Consider the following 16474-nt stretch of genomic DNA (forward strand, 5'->3'; position numbering starts at 1 on the left):
CCCCGGCCCTCCCCTCAAGGGGGACGGGGCGCAGGCGTGGCAGGCTTCTATTCCGCGACGCCGGCCATGGCGCTGTCGCGCGGCAGGTTGACGATGATGCGGCTGCCGCGCGGCTCGCGCTTCTCGGCCGAGATGGTGCCGCCATGCAGGTTCACGAAGGTCTTGACGATGGCGAGGCCCAGCCCCGCCCCACGCTGGCGGCCGCTCGGCGTATCGATGCGGGTCTGTATGGCGGCCCGCATTTCGTCGGTGACGCCCGGGCCCTCGTCTTCGATGATGAACAGCATGCGGTTGGCGCGATGGCTGACCGAGAGCCGGATTTCGCCGCCGGGCGGCGAAAAGCGGGCGGCGTTGGAGAGCAGGTTATAGAGCACCTGCACGATGCGCGTGCCATCGGCGATGAAGGGCGGCATGCCGTCCTCGATATCGACCACCAGGTTGATCGGCTTTTCGCCCGAAACCTCGGGGAAGGTCGCCGACAGCCCGGCCCGCGCCTTGTCCACCAGCGTCGAGACATCGAGCAGCTCGGGCCGCAGTTCGGCAATGCCGGCATCGACCGAAGCGAGGTCGAGAATGTTGTCGATCAGCACGCCCAGCGTCACCGAGCTGGCGCGGATATAGTCGATATAGGCGCGCTGCCGCTCGTTGAGGCTGCCGCCCTCTGATCCGGCCAGGAGGTCAGCAAAGCCGATGATATTGGTCAGCGGCGAGCGCAGTTCATAGGAGACATTCTCGACGAACGCGTCCTTGAGCAGGTCGGCGGCCACCAGCGCGTCGTTGCGCTCCTTGAGCACCTTGGAATAGCTGGCGCTTTCGGTGACATCGAGGAAGGTCATCATGGTCTGCCCGTCGGGCAGGCGGGTGATGGTATAGTCGAGCAGCCGCCCGTCCGAACGGTTGAGCCGCCCGGTCTGGTCCGAGCGCGTCGGATTGAGGTCGATGATGCCGCGTTTCAGATCGCGCCAGATGCTGGCGCCATCCTCGGGAATGGCGCGGCCGCTGGCCTCGGCGATCTGGTCGATATGGGGGTTTTGCCCCAGTTCGTTCATCGGCAGCTTCCACAGCGCCGACAGCCGCGGATTGGAAAGGGTCAGCCGGCCATTGGTGCCGAACACCGCCACCGCTTCGCTCAGCGCATTGATGGTTTCGCGCTGCACGTTGGAGAAGGCCTTGTTGGTACTCTCCAGCTTCAGCCGCTCGGTAATGTCCTCATAGACATAGATCACCCCGCCCGCCGCGCCGGCCGGCGCCGAGATCACCTTGATGGTGCGGCCATCGGGCAGGTGCCAGGGCTCGTTCTCGTGCGGCGTCTTGCGGGTATAGGATTGCAGGTGCTGGCTGCGCCAGGTCTGGTAGTCGACCTGGTTGGGCAGCATGCCATCGGTCCGCAGCTTGTCGAGGATGGCCCGCTCGTCGAGCCCGGGCACGAGGAAGGTGCGGCTGAGGTTCCACAGCTTGGCAAAGGCGGCGTTGAACTGCACCAGCTCGCGCCGGGCATTGAAAATGGCAATGGGCGTGGTGAGCGCGCCGATAATGCCCCCGATATGGGCCAGGCCCGTCACCACCGGCTGGTTCGATTCATCCTCGGCCGGGCGCAGATAGCCGGCACGCCCGCCGGTTATGGGAAATTCCACCAGCTCGAACGCCCCCTGGCCGGGCCAGCCCACCGTCATGGTGCCGGGGCCGTCGCTCTTGGCGCAATCGAGCAGGTGCTGCTTGAGCTGGGCAGTATCGAGCAGTTCGGGCGGCGCGGCCTCGGTGCCCGATTTGCCCAGGGCCTTGGCCAGTTGCAGATAGGCCTGGTTGGCGAAGATGAGGCGCTGGTCGCTGTTGCGGGCAAAGGCTGGATTGGGCAGCGCCGACAGGATGGCGCGCACACTGGCCAGATCTCCCGTGGCCGCCGCGGCCACCAGTGTCGGCTCGGACTGGGCCTGCAGGAATGCCGGCCGCAGGCGCATCGCGGCGCCGCCGCCCAGGACCCAGCCATTGGCCCGGATCAGCCTTCCATCGAGCGCATTGAGGCTGACGGCAAAGGCATGGCCATTGACGCGCAGGTCCTCGAGCAGTCGGGCCAACTTGTCGGCATCGCCATGCGACAGCCAGCTGGGGAAATTGAGCACACTTTCGGGTTGCCGACCGGGCGGCAGCACCGAGGCGGCCTGGCCGAGCAGGCGCGGCGCGCCGATATTGTTCGGCGCGCCGGAATTGTTCTCGGTCCACAGCACCGTGACTTCGCGCGTGCCTGACAGCAGTGCTTCATATTCATCCACCAGGGCGCGCAGGCCCGCGATCTGGTGGGCGGCACGCTGTCGCGCCGCCTTGCCGTCCTTGAGCATGGTGCGGACCACGGCCATGGCCAGCAGGGCAAAGGCCCCGGCGCCCACGGTGATGGCAAGAGGTGCGGCGCCGACAAAGCTGGCCGCATTGATGCCCTGGGCGAGGGCCGGGACCGCCGTCATCAGGGTAAGGGGGGCTGCCGCAAGTAGTGCGAATCCCCGATGCTTCCGGAAACGATCCGGCGCCATGCGCTGCCCTCTAGGTCAAAATTATCGTTGCCAGCCCGGCCACAAGGCAGCCGGTACGCTTCAACTCAAGCAAAGTGGCCAAACGCGGAGTCCCAAGGGAATCCGGCCATCTTCGAACCGGTTGCGTGTCCCCCAGCAACCGAATCACCATGACCATACCGGCCCGGGGAATCACCTAAAAGAGTCTTAATGGCTGTGCATTATGGGCAAAGCAGCGATATCGGGGATTGACCGAGAACGAAGCAGCAACCTTGCTGGCGCTGCCTGATCCACCCCTAGGACAGAACCACCCGCCGTCCCTCGCGCGCCGAGACCATCATCGCCTCGATCAGCCGGTGGACATGCAGAGCCGTGTGGCCATTGCTGAGCGGTTGCCGGTCATGGCGCACCGCATCGGCGAATTCGGCGATCTGGGCCGCATGCCAGTCGAACGGAAACGCCATCGGATCGGCGCCGCCGCCGCCCTGGCTGGCCTCGCCCTCGGTGATGGTTTCGCCCGCCATGGTGCGGATGGTAACATTACCGGCGGTCAGCGTCGCGCTGGCCTGGGCGAAATTGAGCATCAGGCTTTCCGGCCCGCCGGGAAAGCTCGCCGTGGTAGCCATCACGGCGCCCACTGCGCCATTGGCGAATTCCAGCCCGGCCGAGACGAAATCCTCGGTTTCCATCTGGTGAAGGCGCGTGGTCTTGGCCATGGCGGTCACGGCCCCGACCTCGCCGCAGAGGCTGAGCATCAGGTCCAGCGAATGGATGGCCTGGGTGATGAGCACGCCGCCGCCATCCTGCGCCAGGGTGCCGCGTCCGGGCTGGTCGTAATAGCCGACCTGCGGGCGCCACCACGGCACCACCAGATGCACCGCCTCGAGGCGTCCGTAGCGATTGTCGGCCACTGCCTGGGCCAGGTAACGCGAGGCGCGGCGGAAGCGGTGCTGGAAGATGATGCCGAGCTTGACCTGGGCAGAGTCGCAGGTGTCGACGATCCGCTCGGCGGCCGCGAGCGTGCGCTCGACCGGCTTTTCCATCAGCACATGCTTGCCCGCCCTGGCCGCGGCTGCGACGAGTTCTTCGCGTGCGTTGGGGGTAGTCAGGATGAGGATGGCCTCGACACCGGGGTCGGCGAGGAGAGCCTCGTAGCTGTCGGCGGTGGGAAAGCCATAGGTCTGGCAGAAGTTCTCGAGTTCGGCGCGATTGCGGCGATAGACGCCGCGCACATCGATGCTCTCAGCGAGCGACTGCAGCGCCAGCGCATGCGGCTTGGCACCCATGCCGGCTCCCACCACTCCTAGTCCGAACCGCTTGCCTGTGCCCATGTCGATCTCCCATACAAGATGGGCGGATCAATGCCTCACGGGAAAGGCTTTGAGAAGGGGAGATCGAGGGCGCGAACGGATTACGACGCCTGGCGCCAGGCCTGCGCCTTGAGGAAGGCCTCGAAATCGGCCGCGGCGAGCGGGCGCGAAAAGGCATAGCCCTGCAGGATATCGCAGCCCAGATCACGCAGGATCGCGGCATGCTCCATGGTCTCGACGCCCTCGGCGACCACCTCGATGCCCATCGACTTGCCGATATCCACGATCGAAGCGAGCAGGCGGCGCTGGCCTTGATCCACCACGATGGGGCTCACCAGCTGCCGGTCGATCTTGAGGCGGGTGGGCCGCAGCTTCTGCAGCGACACGATCGAGGCATAGCCAGTGCCGAAATCGTCGATTTCGACGTCGATGCCCAGCTCCTTGATCTGGTCGATGTTCCAGCCGACGACGGCGTCGCCTTCATCCAGATAGATCGACTCCACCAGCTCGAACGACAGCCGGCCCGGCTCGATACTGAGTTGCTTGAGCCCATCGATGAGATCTTCGTCATTGAGGCGGCGCAGCGATACATTGACCGAGACCCGTGGCACGCCAAGCCCGATGGCGTCCCAGCGGGCGAGGGCGGCGAGCGATTGTTCGAGGATAAGTCGGTCGACAGTAGCGACGACGTTGAGCTCCTCGGCAATGGGCATGAAGGCGTCGGGCGCCTTGATCCCCTCGGTCGGGTGCTGCCAGCGGGCCAGCGCCTCCACCCCGACCACGTCGAGCGTATGCGCATCGAACTGCGGCTGGAACCAGGCGACGAACTCGTTGCGCTCGAGCCCGTTGAGGATTTCGTCGGCCACCCGCTTGGTCTTGACCACCTCGGCCTGCAGGGCCTCGGAGAAGAACTCGTAGCGGTTGCGGCCGCGACCCTTGGCCCGGTAGAGCGCGATATCGGCATTGATCAAGAGGCGCTTGGCGTCGAGCGGCGCCGTCCGTTCGGCGGCAATGCCTATGCTGACGCCGAAGCGGCATTCATGCCCTTCATAGGTCACCGGCAGGCGCATCTGCTCGACGATGCGTTCCGCCAGCTCGCCCAGATAGATGTCGCCTGCACTGGCCTTGGTCAGCACCACGAACTCGTCGCCGCCGATGCGGGCGACGAAATCGTCGTTGCTGCAATTATCGCGCAACACGGCGCTGGCATGGACCAGCATGGCGTCGCCCGCGGCATGGCCCATGGTGTCGTTGATCTGCTTGAAGCGATCGAGATCGATATGCAGCAGCGCCATGCTGCCGCTGTCGCCAAAGCCGGTGGCGGCGTGACGCCGGAGCATTTCGTCCAGGTAGCGGCGGTTCGGCAGCCCGGTCAGGCTGTCATGCAGGGCATTATGCTCGATCCGAACGCGGGCCAGTTCCAGCTCGTGGTTACGCGCCTCCGTCAGTTGCGTCGCACGTCGCAAATCCTCGTTCAGCACCACGTCGGCGGTGATGTCCCAGTTGACGCCCACCACGCGGTCGGGGATGCCGGGCTCGCGGTAGAGCGCGGCGACCGAGCGGACATGACGCAGGGTGCCATCGCCCAACAGTACGCGATAGGTCGATTCATAGCGGCCAGTGCGAATCATGCGACGGAAATTGTCTTCGGCGCTGGCCTGGCCGTCCGGATGCACCGCCCGCCTCCAGTGCTCGTGGCTGCGCGGGCCGCCATCGGCCGGCAGGCCATAGACTTCGTTGGTCCTGTCGTCCCAGGTCTCTTGGCCGGTCGCCAAATCCATCTCCCACACACCGACCTTGGAAACATCGAGCGCCAGGCCAAGCCGCCGCGACAGCGACTCCAGCGCGCTCTCACGCGTCTTGAGTTCCCGGTAATGCTGCTGCCGCTCGCCGAGCAGGCGTCCGGTGATGCCGATGGGCAGCAGGATCAGGGCACCGGCCAACACCATCAGGGCGCGCATCAGCCAACTGCCGCCATGGGCCGTCGACCAGCCGCCCTTGGGTATGGCCGCGATTTCCCAGTAACCGGACGGCAGCACGACCTGTGCGGTGACCGGATTGTCATTGCTGAGATCTGGCCCGAAGAAGCGCGTGCCTTCGTCGGCGACACCGTCCCGGCCGGCAATGGAGATTTCGATGCCCAGATTGTTATCGGTCAGCCCGCTATCGGCGTAGAGCCGATCGACATCGACCACCGCCGAAACCACGCCCCAGAAGGCGCGACCGGCCGGCGTGTCGGCATGAACAGGGAAGCGGCCCACGAAGCCTCGCCCGCCCTGCACCAGGTCGACCGGTCCCGCCAGCACCAGCTTGTTGGTATCGCGGGCCCGCAGCACCGCCTCGCGCTGGGCTTCGTTCTTGCGATAGTCGAGCCCGATGGCCCTTTCGTTACCCGCCAGCGGATAGGTCATGGCGACGACCAGGTCGGGTGCCGCCGCGACCGAGCGCAACTGGCTCTTTTCCTCGAACAGAATGGAGACCAGCGCCGCAAAACGCCCCTGCGTCATGTTCGGCTCGGTGGAGATGACCGATACCAGGCCGCGCACCAATTGGATATTGCCGTTGATGTTGCCTTCCAGCTTGGCCCGGACCAGCGACATCTCGGCCATGACCGAGGCGCGCGCGCGCTCCTCGTTGAGCACGCTGTTCTGGCGGTCGAGATAGACGCCACCGGCAAACAGCAGGACAAGCGCCACCAGGCCCGGCACCAGAGTGGGTCCAAGCCAGCTCAGGCGGTGTTCCTGCATATCGGTTGCGTTCATATCCAATGTGTTTGTCCGCCGCGGCCGTGGCTAGCCAGGCAGACAATCTGCGCCCCTTGGGTTTATGTGCGCTTACGGCAATCCGGAACCGGGGGGCGTGGTTAGCGCGGGACTAACGCGCCTCGATCAGTTCAACGCCTGCCGTCCGGCACTGCGCGCGGAACCGCTCGGATGGGCAATGATCGGTGACGAAGGTTGTGATCTGGTCGATGCGGGCAATGCGCACCGGGGCCGAGCGGGTGAACTTGCTCTGGTCGGCCACCAGAATGACGTGGCGGGCATTGGCGATGATGGCCTGCGCCACCTTCACCTCGCGATAGTCGTAATCGAGCAGGGTTCCCTCATCGTCCAGCGCCGAGGCGCCGATAATGGCGTAGTCCACCTTGAACTGGCTGAAGAAGTCGGCGGCCGCCTCCCCGACAATGCCGCCGTCGGAAGGGCGCACCACGCCGCCGGCAATCACCACTTCGAAGCGCGGATAGACCCGCATGCGATTGGCGACGTTGATATTGTTGGTGATGATGAGGAGCCCGGAATGGTCCAGCAGTGCCTGGCTGACCGCCTCGGTCGTGGTCCCGATATTGATGAACAGCGACGCATCATTGGCAATGAGCTTCGCCGTGGCACGGCCAATGGCCTCCTTGCCCTCGGCACCAATCCGCCGTCTTGCCTCATATTCGAGGTTTTCGATACCCGAGGGCAGGGTGGCGCCGCCATGCACCCGCGTCAGCAGGCGCTGGTCGCAGAGCAGGTTGAGATCCTTGCGGATGGTCTGCACCGACACACCGAAACGGGCCGCCAGGGCATCGACGCTGACGCGGTTCTCGGCGCGCGCCAGCTCAACAATTGCCTGGTGCCGATCGGTGGTGTCGCTCATGGATGGACCGGGCCTTTTCCTGTCTGTCTCACGCCGGATCGAAATCGCCGGGCCGCGCGGTGACGTCCACCAGCCCGGCCGCAAAGCGCCTTGCATTCCTCACATAGCGCTCGGCCGAGGCGGCAAGGCCCCGGACGCCCTCTTCGTCGATCTGGCGGATGACCTTGCCGGGTGCACCGACCACCATGGAATTATCAGGGATTTCCTTGCCCTCGGTGATCAGCGCATTGGCGCCGATAAGGCAGTTCTTCCCGATACGGGCGCCGTTGAGCACGGTAGCGCCCATGCCGATCAACGTATTGTCGCCGATGGTGCAGCCATGGACGATGGCGGAGTGGCCGATGGTGCAGTTGTCGCCGATCACGAGCGGATAGCCAGTATCGGTGTGGAGCACGCAATTTTCCTGCACATTGGTGCGGGCGCCGATGGTGATGGTCTCGATATCGCCACGGGCGACCACGCCGAACCAGATACCGGCTTCCGGCCCAACCACGACATCGCCCACCAGCACAGCCGATGGGGCGATCCAGCCGATATCGGGATCGATCTGCGGGGCAGTGCCGTCGAGGGCATAGATGGGCATGGCGGTCTCCTCAGGGCTCTATGCGATAGGCATCGCGCATCTCGGCGATTTCCGAAAGGGTACTTTGGAACAAGCCCCAGTCGTCGCTCTCGGCGATGGGCGCCCAGATGGCCTCCATCTCCTCGATCAGCATGGTGCGGGGCTGTTGGCGGCCGAAATAGCGGTGATCGAGATTGACGTCATCGGCCGCCTGATAGCCTTCGAGCGCATCGGCAATCGGTCGGAAGCTCTCGCTGGCATAGAATTGGGCCGAAGGGCTGCGCGCGGCGCGCTCGGCACTGAGCCGACCGCCGCGCCAGTCGAAGAAAAACTGCTCATAGGGTGCCTTGCTGGCCGACAGGAAACCGAACAGCGCGGTGACAAAGGCGCCATCGCGCTCGATATCGCCGGGCCGGAGACCAAGGCGGCGCAGGATCTGCCGGGGCAGTTCGGCGCGGAAGCTGGGCCAGACCGTGTTGAGAACAGGCTCGAGCGCCTCGATGCTGGACAGCGGCAGAAGACTTTCGGCAAGGCGGGTCAGGTTCCAGGCCAGGGTGTCGGGTTGGCGGCCGAAGCTGTAGAGGCCGGTCTCGTCGAAATAGGCGGCGGTGAAATCCGGGTCGTAGACGGGCAGGAACCGCCAGGGGCCATAGTCGAAGCTCTCGCCGGTGATGTTGATATTGTCCGTGTTCAGCACGCCATGGACAAAGCCGGCCGCGATCCATTGCGCGCCCAGTCTTGCGACATTGGCGACCACGGCCCCGAGGAAGGCGGCAGGCTTGTCCGCGGCTGCGGCGAGGTCGGGATAGTAATTGGCAATGGCGTAATCGAGCAGTTGGGCCAAGCTCTCGCTGTCTTCGAGATAGGCCAGCCGCTGGAAGGTGCCGATGCGGATATGGCTGTGGCTGAGCCGCACGAGCACCGAGGAGCGCGTGGGCGATGGCTCGTCGCCGCGATAGAGCGCTTCGCCGGTTTCGATGAGCGAAAAGCTCTTGGACGTGTAGACGCCCAGCGATTCCAGCATCTCGGTGGCCAGCACTTCGCGCACGCCGCCCTTGAGCGTCAGCCGGCCGTCGCCGCCGCGCGACCACGGCGTCTTGCCCGAACCCTTGGTGCCGAAATCCATCAGCCGCCCATCGGCGAGATCATGGCCCTGGGCGAAGAGGAAGCCGCGGCCATCGCCGAGATCAGGGTTGTAGCTGCGGAACTGATGCCCGTGATAGCGCAGGGCCAGGGGCTGCGGCAGCGAACCGGGCAGGGGCTCGAAGCGGCCGAAGTGGCTCAGCCACTGCGCGTCGGTAAGGTCGGCCAGCCCCATGCGCTGCGCCCAGCGCTGGTCGCGGTGGCGCAGGATGGTCTGCGGAAAATCGGCGGGCGCGACGCGATCGAAGAAGACGTCGCCCAGCGACTCGTGGTTGCGTGCGGGCTTGAAGCTGGTCATGTCGGGCAACGCTAGCATAGCGCGTGGGGTTCGCCAGTGCGCAACCCAGCCTTTCGCGCTGCCGTCTGGCGCAGGCGGGAAAATCGCCCTATATCGACCCGGATGAAACCTGAGAGCAACACCCTGCGCCTCGCGCCGTTCCAGGCCGTCATCTTCGATATGGACGGCACCATCCTCGATACCGAAAGCGTGTTCCGGACCATCGTCTTCGAGGTTTGCACCGAGCTTGGCTTCGAGATGACCGACGCTGTCCACATGGCCATGGTCGGCGGCAGCCACGAGAATACCAACCGCCTGCTGGTCGAATCCTATGGCGTGACCTTCCCCTATGCCCTGTTCGACGAGCGCTGCCGCGTCATCATGCGCGAGCGCAGCCATGGCGGCGTACCGGTCAAGCGCGGCGCCCGCGAGCTCATCGGCGAATTGCGCGAGCGCGGCATCCCGACGGCAGTGGCGACTTCGTCGCGCAATCCGCATGCCCAGCACCATCTGGGGGCCGCTGGCCTGCTCGACCTGTTCGAGACGGTGGTGACGCGCGACGACGTGGTCAATCCCAAGCCCCATCCCGAACCCTACCTCACGGCGGCGCGGCGCCTGGGCGTCGACCCGCTGCATTGCCTGGCGCTCGAAGACAGCCATTCGGGCGTCCGCGCCGCCCATGCCGCCGGCATGCAGACGGTGATGGTCCCCGACCTGGTGCATCCCAATGACGATATCCGCGCGCTGGGCATCGCCGTGATGGAAAGCCTCGACCACGTAAGGCTGGCCGCCTTCGACAAGCGCTAAGTAGACCTCATCCTGAGCTTGTCGAAGGACGAGGTCGTGGCAGCGCGGCCTCTACTCGCCCAACCTCGTGGTTCGACAGGCTCACCATGAGGTCTCTCCCTAAAGCGCCCGCCCCAACACATCCCCGGCAATCGACATTTGCGTCTGTCGACTGCGTAAACTTTTATCCTTCCCCGAAAGCCACCCTTCACCACGGGGCAAGGCCTTATTTTTCCTGGGTTTTCAATCGTCCCCGCCTCGGTTAACCCTACCTTAAGAAGCTAACCGGCATAGTTAACCAGCCGTAAATTTCGACTTCCATAGATCGGTAACCTTGGATAGGGTGCCGGTCGGGAAGTGACTTGGGACCGCAACGACGGACCCGAAGCAAGCGAAGGCCCACCGGATATGGCCGGATGGGCTCAGGGGTAAGGACGGGGCATTGGGGCAGAACTGGCAGACTAACGCCGTGCGTGCCGTTTCGCATGTGCTGGCCCTGGGCGCGGTGGCGCTCGTGCTGTTCGTTACGGTTGTTCCTGCCCATGCCCAGACCATCCGCGTTGCCGACGTAACTCCGCTCCCCGTACCCGCCGAGCTCATGGCTGTACGCGCCCAGCCGGCCATCGGCGCGACTGCCGTGCCGGTGCCGCCCGGTCAGCAGCCCCTTACCGCCGCCCTGCTCGCCAACTACGTGGAACGCCAGAAGGCGCTGCGCTCGGCCAACGTGTTCGGCAACGAGCCCGCGGGCGAGCTGACCACCGACGTACTGATGGGCTACATCGCGCGCGGTTCGATCGGCGGCAACAGCGCCGTGTCGGCCATTGCCAGCTTCACCAGCCCCGCTGCCCAGCCCGAGCCGGCGCTCAACCCGCATTCGCTCGCCGCCTATGTCGAAAACGGCTATCAGCCGCTGGCCAAGCGCCTCGAGCACGCCAATGCGGAGCGCGGTTGCCTGGCGCAGGCCATCTATCATGAGGCGCGCGGCGAGAGCGAAGTCGGCCAGCTTGCGGTGGCCAATGTCATCGTCAACCGCGCCCGTTCCGGCAAGTTCCCCTCGACCCTGTGCGGCGTCATCTACCAGAATGCCGACAAGGGCTATCACCGCTGCCAGTTCACCTTCGCCTGTGATGGCCGTGACGATACGCCGGGCGAACGCCGCGCCTGGGCCCGCTCCGCTGCCTTGGCTGAAGACGTCTATGCCGAATTCGCTCTAGGCGACGCGGTGGGTGCAGTGCCGGGCTCGGCCCTTTACTACCACACCACCAATGTGCGCCCCAACTGGGCCAATACCTACAGCGCCGTCGCCCAGATCGGCTCCCACATCTTCTACTCGCCCAACTGAGGCGGCTCCCTGTTTTCGGCATGCCAAGGCGCCGCTCCGGCTCACGCCGCGCGGTTGAATGACTGGCCTATGGTCTCTGCCCCCAGCAGCCCTTCTTTTGCCGCGAAGCACAGCCTGAAATGCGCGCGTTGATTCCTTGGAGGACATGAGAATGAAAAAATCTGCTTCTGTAGCGCTGGTCATGGTCGCCGCGCTTTCCCTTGCCGCCTGCACCACGACCCAGAAGACTCTGAGCGGCGCGGCCATTGGCGGCGCAGCCGGCGCCGTTGTCGGCGGGGCGGTGGGTGGCTATGGCGGCGCCGTCGTTGGCGCAGCGGCTGGCGGCGCCGGTGGCGCGCTCATCGCCAACCAGTAAGACCGGCATTCGACGCAGCCGGGCGGCGTCGTGCACGCGGCCGCATGGGCCACAAAAAGAAGGGGCGCCCTGCAAAGGCGCCCCTTGGTCGTCTCGGGAGGAGACTGTTACTCTGCGGCCTGGGCCAGTCTCGGGCCGGGCGCGGCGTTGGCCGCGTCGCCGAACTTCTCGAAATTGCGGCGGAACAGCCCCGCCAGGTGCAAGGCCTGCCGGTCATAGGCCTCGGCATCGGCCCAGGTGAGGCGCGGGGTCAGCAGGCGCGTATCGACGCCGGGCACAGCCAGCGGCACGGCAAAGCCGAACAGCTCGTCCTGGCGCGTCTCGATGCCGTCAAGCGTGCCATCGAGTGCCGCGGTGAGCAGGCGCCGCGTCGAGGCGATGTCGATGCGCCTGCCCACGCCATGGCCGCCGCCGGTCCAGCCGGTATTGAGCAGCCAGGTCGCCGCGCCCGTAGCGCGCAACTTCTCGGCCAGCATGTCGCCATAGACCGTGGGGTGGAGCGGCATGAACGGGGCGCCGAAACAGGCCGAGAACGTAGCCTGCGGCTCGGTGACGCCGCGCTCGGTGCCGGCCACCTTGGCGGTGTAGCCGGAGAGGAAATGGTAGACCGCCTGCTCGGGCGTGAGCCGGGCGATCGGCGGCAGCACGCCGAAGGCGTCGGCGGTGAGGAACACCACAGTCCGGGGCGTCCCGCCCACGCTGCCCTTGGCAATGGCCGGCAGGACGTGGATGGGATAGGCGGCGCGGGTATTCTCGGTCAGCGACACATCGTCGAAAACGGGCACCTTGCCGTCGTCGAGCACGACATTTTCCAGCACCGTGCCGAAGCGCTTGGTCGCCGCGAAGATCTCCGGCTCTGCCTCGGGGCTGAGCTTGATGGTCTTGGCGTAGCAGCCGCCTTCGAGATTGAAGACGCCGTCCTCGCTCCAGCCATGTTCGTCATCGCCGATCAGCGGGCGGGCGGGGTCGTTGCTGAGCGTGGTCTTGCCGGTGCCCGAAAGGCCGAAGAACAGGGCCGCCTCGCCATCCTTGCCCAGATTGGCCGAGCAATGCATGGGCAGCACGCCCTGGCGCGGGGCGTGGAAATTGAACAGCGAGAACACGCTTTTCTTGATCTCGCCGGCATAGGACGTGCCGGCGATGACCACGATATTGCGGCTCATGTCGAGCGCGATCACCGTATCGGTGCGGCAGCCATGACGCTCCGGATCCGCCTTGAAATGGGGCGCATGCACAATGGTGACGGGTGCCGCATTGCTACCGGTCTCCACCATTTCGCCCGGCCGGATCAGCAGGTTGCGGATGAACAGCGCATGCCAGGCGCTGGGGGTCATGACCGTCACCGCATATTGGTGGCGCGGATCGGCCCCGGCCAGCAGGTCCTGCCGGAACACGGCGAGCCCGCCCATCGCCCCGGTGACGTCGGCCAGCAAGCGGTCGAACTGATCGGGGCTCATGGCACCCGAATTGTCCCACCAGACGGTGGTGTCGGTCAGCCCGTCGCGTACGATGAACTTGTCCTTGGGCGAACGGCCGGTGAAGGCGCCGGTGCGCACCGAAACTGCACCATCGACCGTCAGCTCGGATTCCTCACCCATCAGCGAGCGCGCAACCAGCACGGGTGCAATGTCGTTTGCCGACACCGAACCGGCCCGGGCGGCAATCTGGCTCCTCAGGGCCTCGTGGTCGAACTGGGTCATCTGGCAAGTGCTCCGTCGCTCGGGGGCAGGGCGCCACCGCTATGGAGCTGAAAATACGGGACGAACTTGTCGTACAACCATCCCGAAATCGGTCGTAAGACGGAAGTTGCATCGTGCCAAACGGTCGCACCATCGGTTGTAGTGCCCTTGGCCGCGCCTTATTTAACGCGTAATTGTCGCCTGCAAGCAGGACACACGGCCCGCAAGGCCGCATGTCTGCAAGCGTCCGAACCAGAAAGGCAGCCTATGCCCAAGATCGCCCTTGTCGATGACGACCGCAATATCCTGACGTCCGTGTCGCTGACGCTGGAGGCCGAGGGATACCAGGTCGCGACCTATACCGACGGTGCATCGGGGCTCGAAGGCCTCACCACCGACAAGCCGGACCTGGCCATTCTCGACATCAAGATGCCGCGCATGGACGGCATGGAACTGCTGCGCCGGCTGCGCCAGAAGTCCGACGTGCCGGTGATCTTCCTCACCAGTAAGGATGAAGAGATCGATGAGCTGTTCGGCCTCAAGATGGGCGCCGACGATTTCATCACCAAGCCATTCAGCCAGCGCCTGCTGGTTGAGCGCGTCAAGGCCATCCTGCGCCGCGCGGCGCCGCGCGATCCATCCACGCCCCCCGGTACCCAGGAGGTCGGCGGCAAGGCGCTGATCGAGCGCGGCTCGCTGGTGATGGACGAGGAGCGCCATACCTGCACCTGGAAGGGCCAGCGCGTGACCCTGACGGTGACCGAATTCCTGATCCTGCAGGCGCTGGCGCTGCGGCCGGGCGTGGTCAAGTCGCGCAATGCGCTGATGGACGCCGCCTATGACGACCAGGTCTATGTCGACGACCGCACCATCGACAGCCACATCAAGCGGCTGCGCAAGAAGTTCAAGGCGACCGACGACGACTTTGAGATGATTGAGACGCTCTATGGCGTCGGCTATCGCTTCAAGGAGCAATAGGCACAACAAGTGGCCATTCTCGATCCGGAGCTGGAGCCCAGGCCCGATGCAAAATCCGACGTGAGCCAGCAAGGGCGCGCGTCGGAACCGGACGAGCGTGCCGCATCGCCTGGACCGGACGAGCGTGCCGCCTTGCCGGGACCGGCCGAGCGCGACGTGCGGCCCGCCGGACGCACCGCCGCCAATCGGTGGCGGCTGGTAGTGATGCCCTTTGCCAAGGTGGTGGCGGCTGTCAGCCGCTTTCTCGATTTCACCATTTTTTCGAGCCTGACCCGCCGCATCATCGTGCTCAATATGGCGGGCCTGCTGGTGCTGGTGGTGGGCATCCTCTACCTCAACCAGTGGCGAGCCGGCCTGATCGACGCGCGCGTCCAGTCGTTGCGGGTGCAGGGCGAAATCATCGCCGCGGCCATCGCCGCCTCGGCCACCGTGGACAGCGACGTGATCTCGATCAATCCCGATCGCCTGCTGCAATTGCAGGGCGACGGCACGGTGTCCTCGCTCTCCTATTTCGACCCGTCGCTGGAATTCCCCATCAATCCGGAACGGGTGGCGCCGCTGCTGCGCAACCTCATCACCCCGACGCGGACCCGCGCCCGCATCTACGACCAGGGCGGGCTGATGATCCTGGACAGCGACAATATCTATGCCCGCGGCGAGGTGATGCGGCAGATTATCGAGACCAAGCAGGGCGACGACTTCTTCCTGTGGACCTGGTGGAATTCGGTGCTGAGCTGGGTGCCGGGCGACAATTTCCCCAAATACCAGGAATATGGCGTCGACGAGGGCAGCCGCTATCCCGAAGTGGCCTCGGCTTTGGCAGGCGCACCGGCCGACTTCGTGCGCGTCGATGCGCAGAACCAGCTCGTCGTCTCGGTCGCCGTGCCGGTGCAGCGGCTGCGCGCCGTGGTGGGCGCCATCCTGCTGTCGACCGCCCCTGGCGACATCGACTCCATCGTGGCGCAGGAACGCTGGGGCATATTGCGCATCGCGCTGATAGCCGCGGCGGTGCAGATCGCCCTGTCGCTGGCGCTGGCCGGCACCATTGCCGGGCCGATGCGGCGGCTCTCGGCGGCGGCCGAGCGGGTGCAGACCGCCGGCAATGCCCGCGCCGAAATCCCCGATTTCTCCGATCGGCGCGACGAAATCGGCCATCTCAGCGGCGCCCTGCGCCGTATGACCGACGCGCTCTATAACCGCATCGAGGCCATCGAGCGCTTCGCCGCCGACGTGGCCCATGAGCTCAAGAACCCCCTGACCTCGCTGCGGTCGGCCGTCGAAACGCTGCCGCTGGCCAAGCGGCAAGAAGACAAGGATCGGCTCAATGCCATCATCCAGCACGACGTCAAACGCCTCGACCGGCTGATCACCGACATTTCCAGCGCCAGCCGGCTCGACGCCGAACTGGCGCGCGAAAGCTCGGAACGGGTCGATGTGGAAAAACTGGCCGAGGCCATGGTCTCGATCCAGAAAGACATGGCCCTGGGGCGCGGCGTCACCGTGGAAATGGTCAAGCGATCCGGCAGTGGCAGGGGCGCCGCCATCGTCAATGGCCACGAAAGCCGGCTGGCCCAGGTCTTCGCCAATCTCATCGACAATGCGGTATCCTTCTCGCCCGAAGGCGGCGTGGTGCGCGTGGCGCTCTCGACCGATCCCGAACAGATCACCGTCACAGTGACCGACGAGGGGCGCGGCATAACCGGCGATGTCGGCAAGATCTTCCAGCGCTTCTATACCGACCGTCCCGATACCGAGAGCTTCGGCGACCATTCCGGGCTGGGCCTGTCGATCTCCAAGCAGATCGTGGATGCCCATAAGGGTTCCATTCGCGCGGGAAATCGCGATGATCGCTCGGGAGCCGTGTTCACGGTTGTCTTGCCGCGCGCCCGCAAATAGATT

The 16474-nt window shown here is 65.4% G+C and carries 12 protein-coding genes; 5 read left to right on the plus strand and 7 right to left on the minus strand.

What is annotated here, in order from left to right:
* Nucleotides 1-47 precede the first annotated feature (47 nt).
* From IH615_RS15430 to IH615_RS15455, 6 genes are all read right to left on the minus strand, one after another.
* On the minus strand, nucleotides 48-2459 hold the full coding sequence (locus tag IH615_RS15430; RefSeq protein ID WP_291363099.1) for a PAS domain-containing sensor histidine kinase: 2412 nt from the start codon (nucleotides 2457-2459) through the stop codon (nucleotides 48-50).
* A gap of 341 nt (nucleotides 2460-2800) precedes the next feature.
* Complete coding sequence (locus tag IH615_RS15435) at nucleotides 2801-3835, minus strand: Gfo/Idh/MocA family oxidoreductase (protein ID WP_291363101.1); 1035 nt, start codon at nucleotides 3833-3835, stop codon at nucleotides 2801-2803.
* A gap of 80 nt (nucleotides 3836-3915) precedes the next feature.
* Nucleotides 3916-6576, minus strand: a complete 2661-nt coding sequence (locus IH615_RS15440; RefSeq protein ID WP_291363103.1) for an EAL domain-containing protein — start codon at nucleotides 6574-6576, stop codon at nucleotides 3916-3918.
* Nucleotides 6577-6688: 112 nt separating this feature from the next.
* Entirely contained in the window at nucleotides 6689-7453 is a 765-nt protein-coding gene (locus tag IH615_RS15445) for a DeoR/GlpR family DNA-binding transcription regulator (protein WP_291363105.1), read from the minus strand.
* A 28-nt stretch (nucleotides 7454-7481) separates the two neighbouring features.
* A complete protein-coding gene (locus IH615_RS15450) occupies nucleotides 7482-8036 on the minus strand; it encodes a gamma carbonic anhydrase family protein (protein WP_291363107.1) in 555 nt (184 codons plus the stop codon).
* Between the two features lie 10 nt (nucleotides 8037-8046).
* The gene (locus IH615_RS15455; RefSeq protein WP_291363109.1) at nucleotides 8047-9456 is read right to left on the minus strand and encodes a protein adenylyltransferase SelO; all 1410 of its coding nucleotides are present in this window, start codon (nucleotides 9454-9456) and stop codon (nucleotides 8047-8049) included.
* 102 nt (nucleotides 9457-9558) lie between these two features.
* Here IH615_RS15455 and IH615_RS15460 point away from each other — a divergent pair, with 102 nt between their 5' ends.
* From IH615_RS15460 to IH615_RS15470, 3 genes are all read left to right on the plus strand, one after another.
* The gene (locus IH615_RS15460; RefSeq protein WP_291363110.1) at nucleotides 9559-10242 is read left to right on the plus strand and encodes an HAD family phosphatase; all 684 of its coding nucleotides are present in this window, start codon (nucleotides 9559-9561) and stop codon (nucleotides 10240-10242) included.
* A 448-nt stretch (nucleotides 10243-10690) separates the two neighbouring features.
* Nucleotides 10691-11563, plus strand: a complete 873-nt coding sequence (locus tag IH615_RS15465) for a cell wall hydrolase (RefSeq protein WP_291363111.1) — start codon at nucleotides 10691-10693, stop codon at nucleotides 11561-11563.
* 151 nt (nucleotides 11564-11714) lie between these two features.
* Nucleotides 11715-11918, plus strand: coding sequence for a hypothetical protein (locus tag IH615_RS15470; protein ID WP_291363112.1), 204 nt, complete (start codon nucleotides 11715-11717; stop codon nucleotides 11916-11918).
* A gap of 107 nt (nucleotides 11919-12025) precedes the next feature.
* Here the strand turns inward: IH615_RS15470 and pckA are convergent, their stop codons facing one another.
* Entirely contained in the window at nucleotides 12026-13618 is a 1593-nt protein-coding gene (gene pckA, locus IH615_RS15475; protein ID WP_291363114.1) for a phosphoenolpyruvate carboxykinase (ATP), read from the minus strand.
* A gap of 246 nt (nucleotides 13619-13864) precedes the next feature.
* On the opposite strand from pckA, the gene IH615_RS15480 reads away from it, so the two are divergent.
* Together IH615_RS15480 and IH615_RS15485 are read left to right on the plus strand one after the other, a co-directional pair.
* The gene (locus tag IH615_RS15480; RefSeq protein WP_056233925.1) at nucleotides 13865-14575 is read left to right on the plus strand and encodes a response regulator transcription factor; all 711 of its coding nucleotides are present in this window, start codon (nucleotides 13865-13867) and stop codon (nucleotides 14573-14575) included.
* 9 nt (nucleotides 14576-14584) lie between these two features.
* Nucleotides 14585-16471: a sensor histidine kinase gene (locus tag IH615_RS15485; protein ID WP_291363118.1), complete on the plus strand. Its 1887-nt coding sequence runs from the start codon at nucleotides 14585-14587 to the stop codon at nucleotides 16469-16471.
* The last annotated feature ends 3 nt before the right edge of the window (nucleotides 16472-16474 follow it).

Source organism: Devosia sp. (assembly GCF_014860165.1).
In the GTDB taxonomy this organism is placed as follows: domain Bacteria; phylum Pseudomonadota; class Alphaproteobacteria; order Rhizobiales; family Devosiaceae; genus Devosia.

Coding starts and splice junctions, on each gene's coding strand:
- IH615_RS15430 (WP_291363099.1), bottom strand. CDS start 2,459: ATGACGGCGGTCCCGGCCCTCGCCCAGGGCATCAATGCGGCCAGCTTT.
- IH615_RS15435 (WP_291363101.1), bottom strand. CDS start 3,835: ATGGGCACAGGCAAGCGGTTCGGACTAGGAGTGGTGGGAGCCGGCATG.
- IH615_RS15440 (WP_291363103.1), bottom strand. CDS start 6,576: ATGAACGCAACCGATATGCAGGAACACCGCCTGAGCTGGCTTGGACCC.
- IH615_RS15445 (WP_291363105.1), bottom strand. CDS start 7,453: ATGAGCGACACCACCGATCGGCACCAGGCAATTGTTGAGCTGGCGCGC.
- IH615_RS15450 (WP_291363107.1), bottom strand. CDS start 8,036: ATGCCCATCTATGCCCTCGACGGCACTGCCCCGCAGATCGATCCCGAT.
- IH615_RS15455 (WP_291363109.1), bottom strand. CDS start 9,456: ATGACCAGCTTCAAGCCCGCACGCAACCACGAGTCGCTGGGCGACGTC.
- IH615_RS15460 (WP_291363110.1), top strand. CDS start 9,559: ATGAAACCTGAGAGCAACACCCTGCGCCTCGCGCCGTTCCAGGCCGTC.
- IH615_RS15470 (WP_291363112.1), top strand. CDS start 11,715: ATGAAAAAATCTGCTTCTGTAGCGCTGGTCATGGTCGCCGCGCTTTCC.
- pckA (WP_291363114.1), bottom strand. CDS start 13,618: ATGACCCAGTTCGACCACGAGGCCCTGAGGAGCCAGATTGCCGCCCGG.
- IH615_RS15480 (WP_056233925.1), top strand. CDS start 13,865: ATGCCCAAGATCGCCCTTGTCGATGACGACCGCAATATCCTGACGTCC.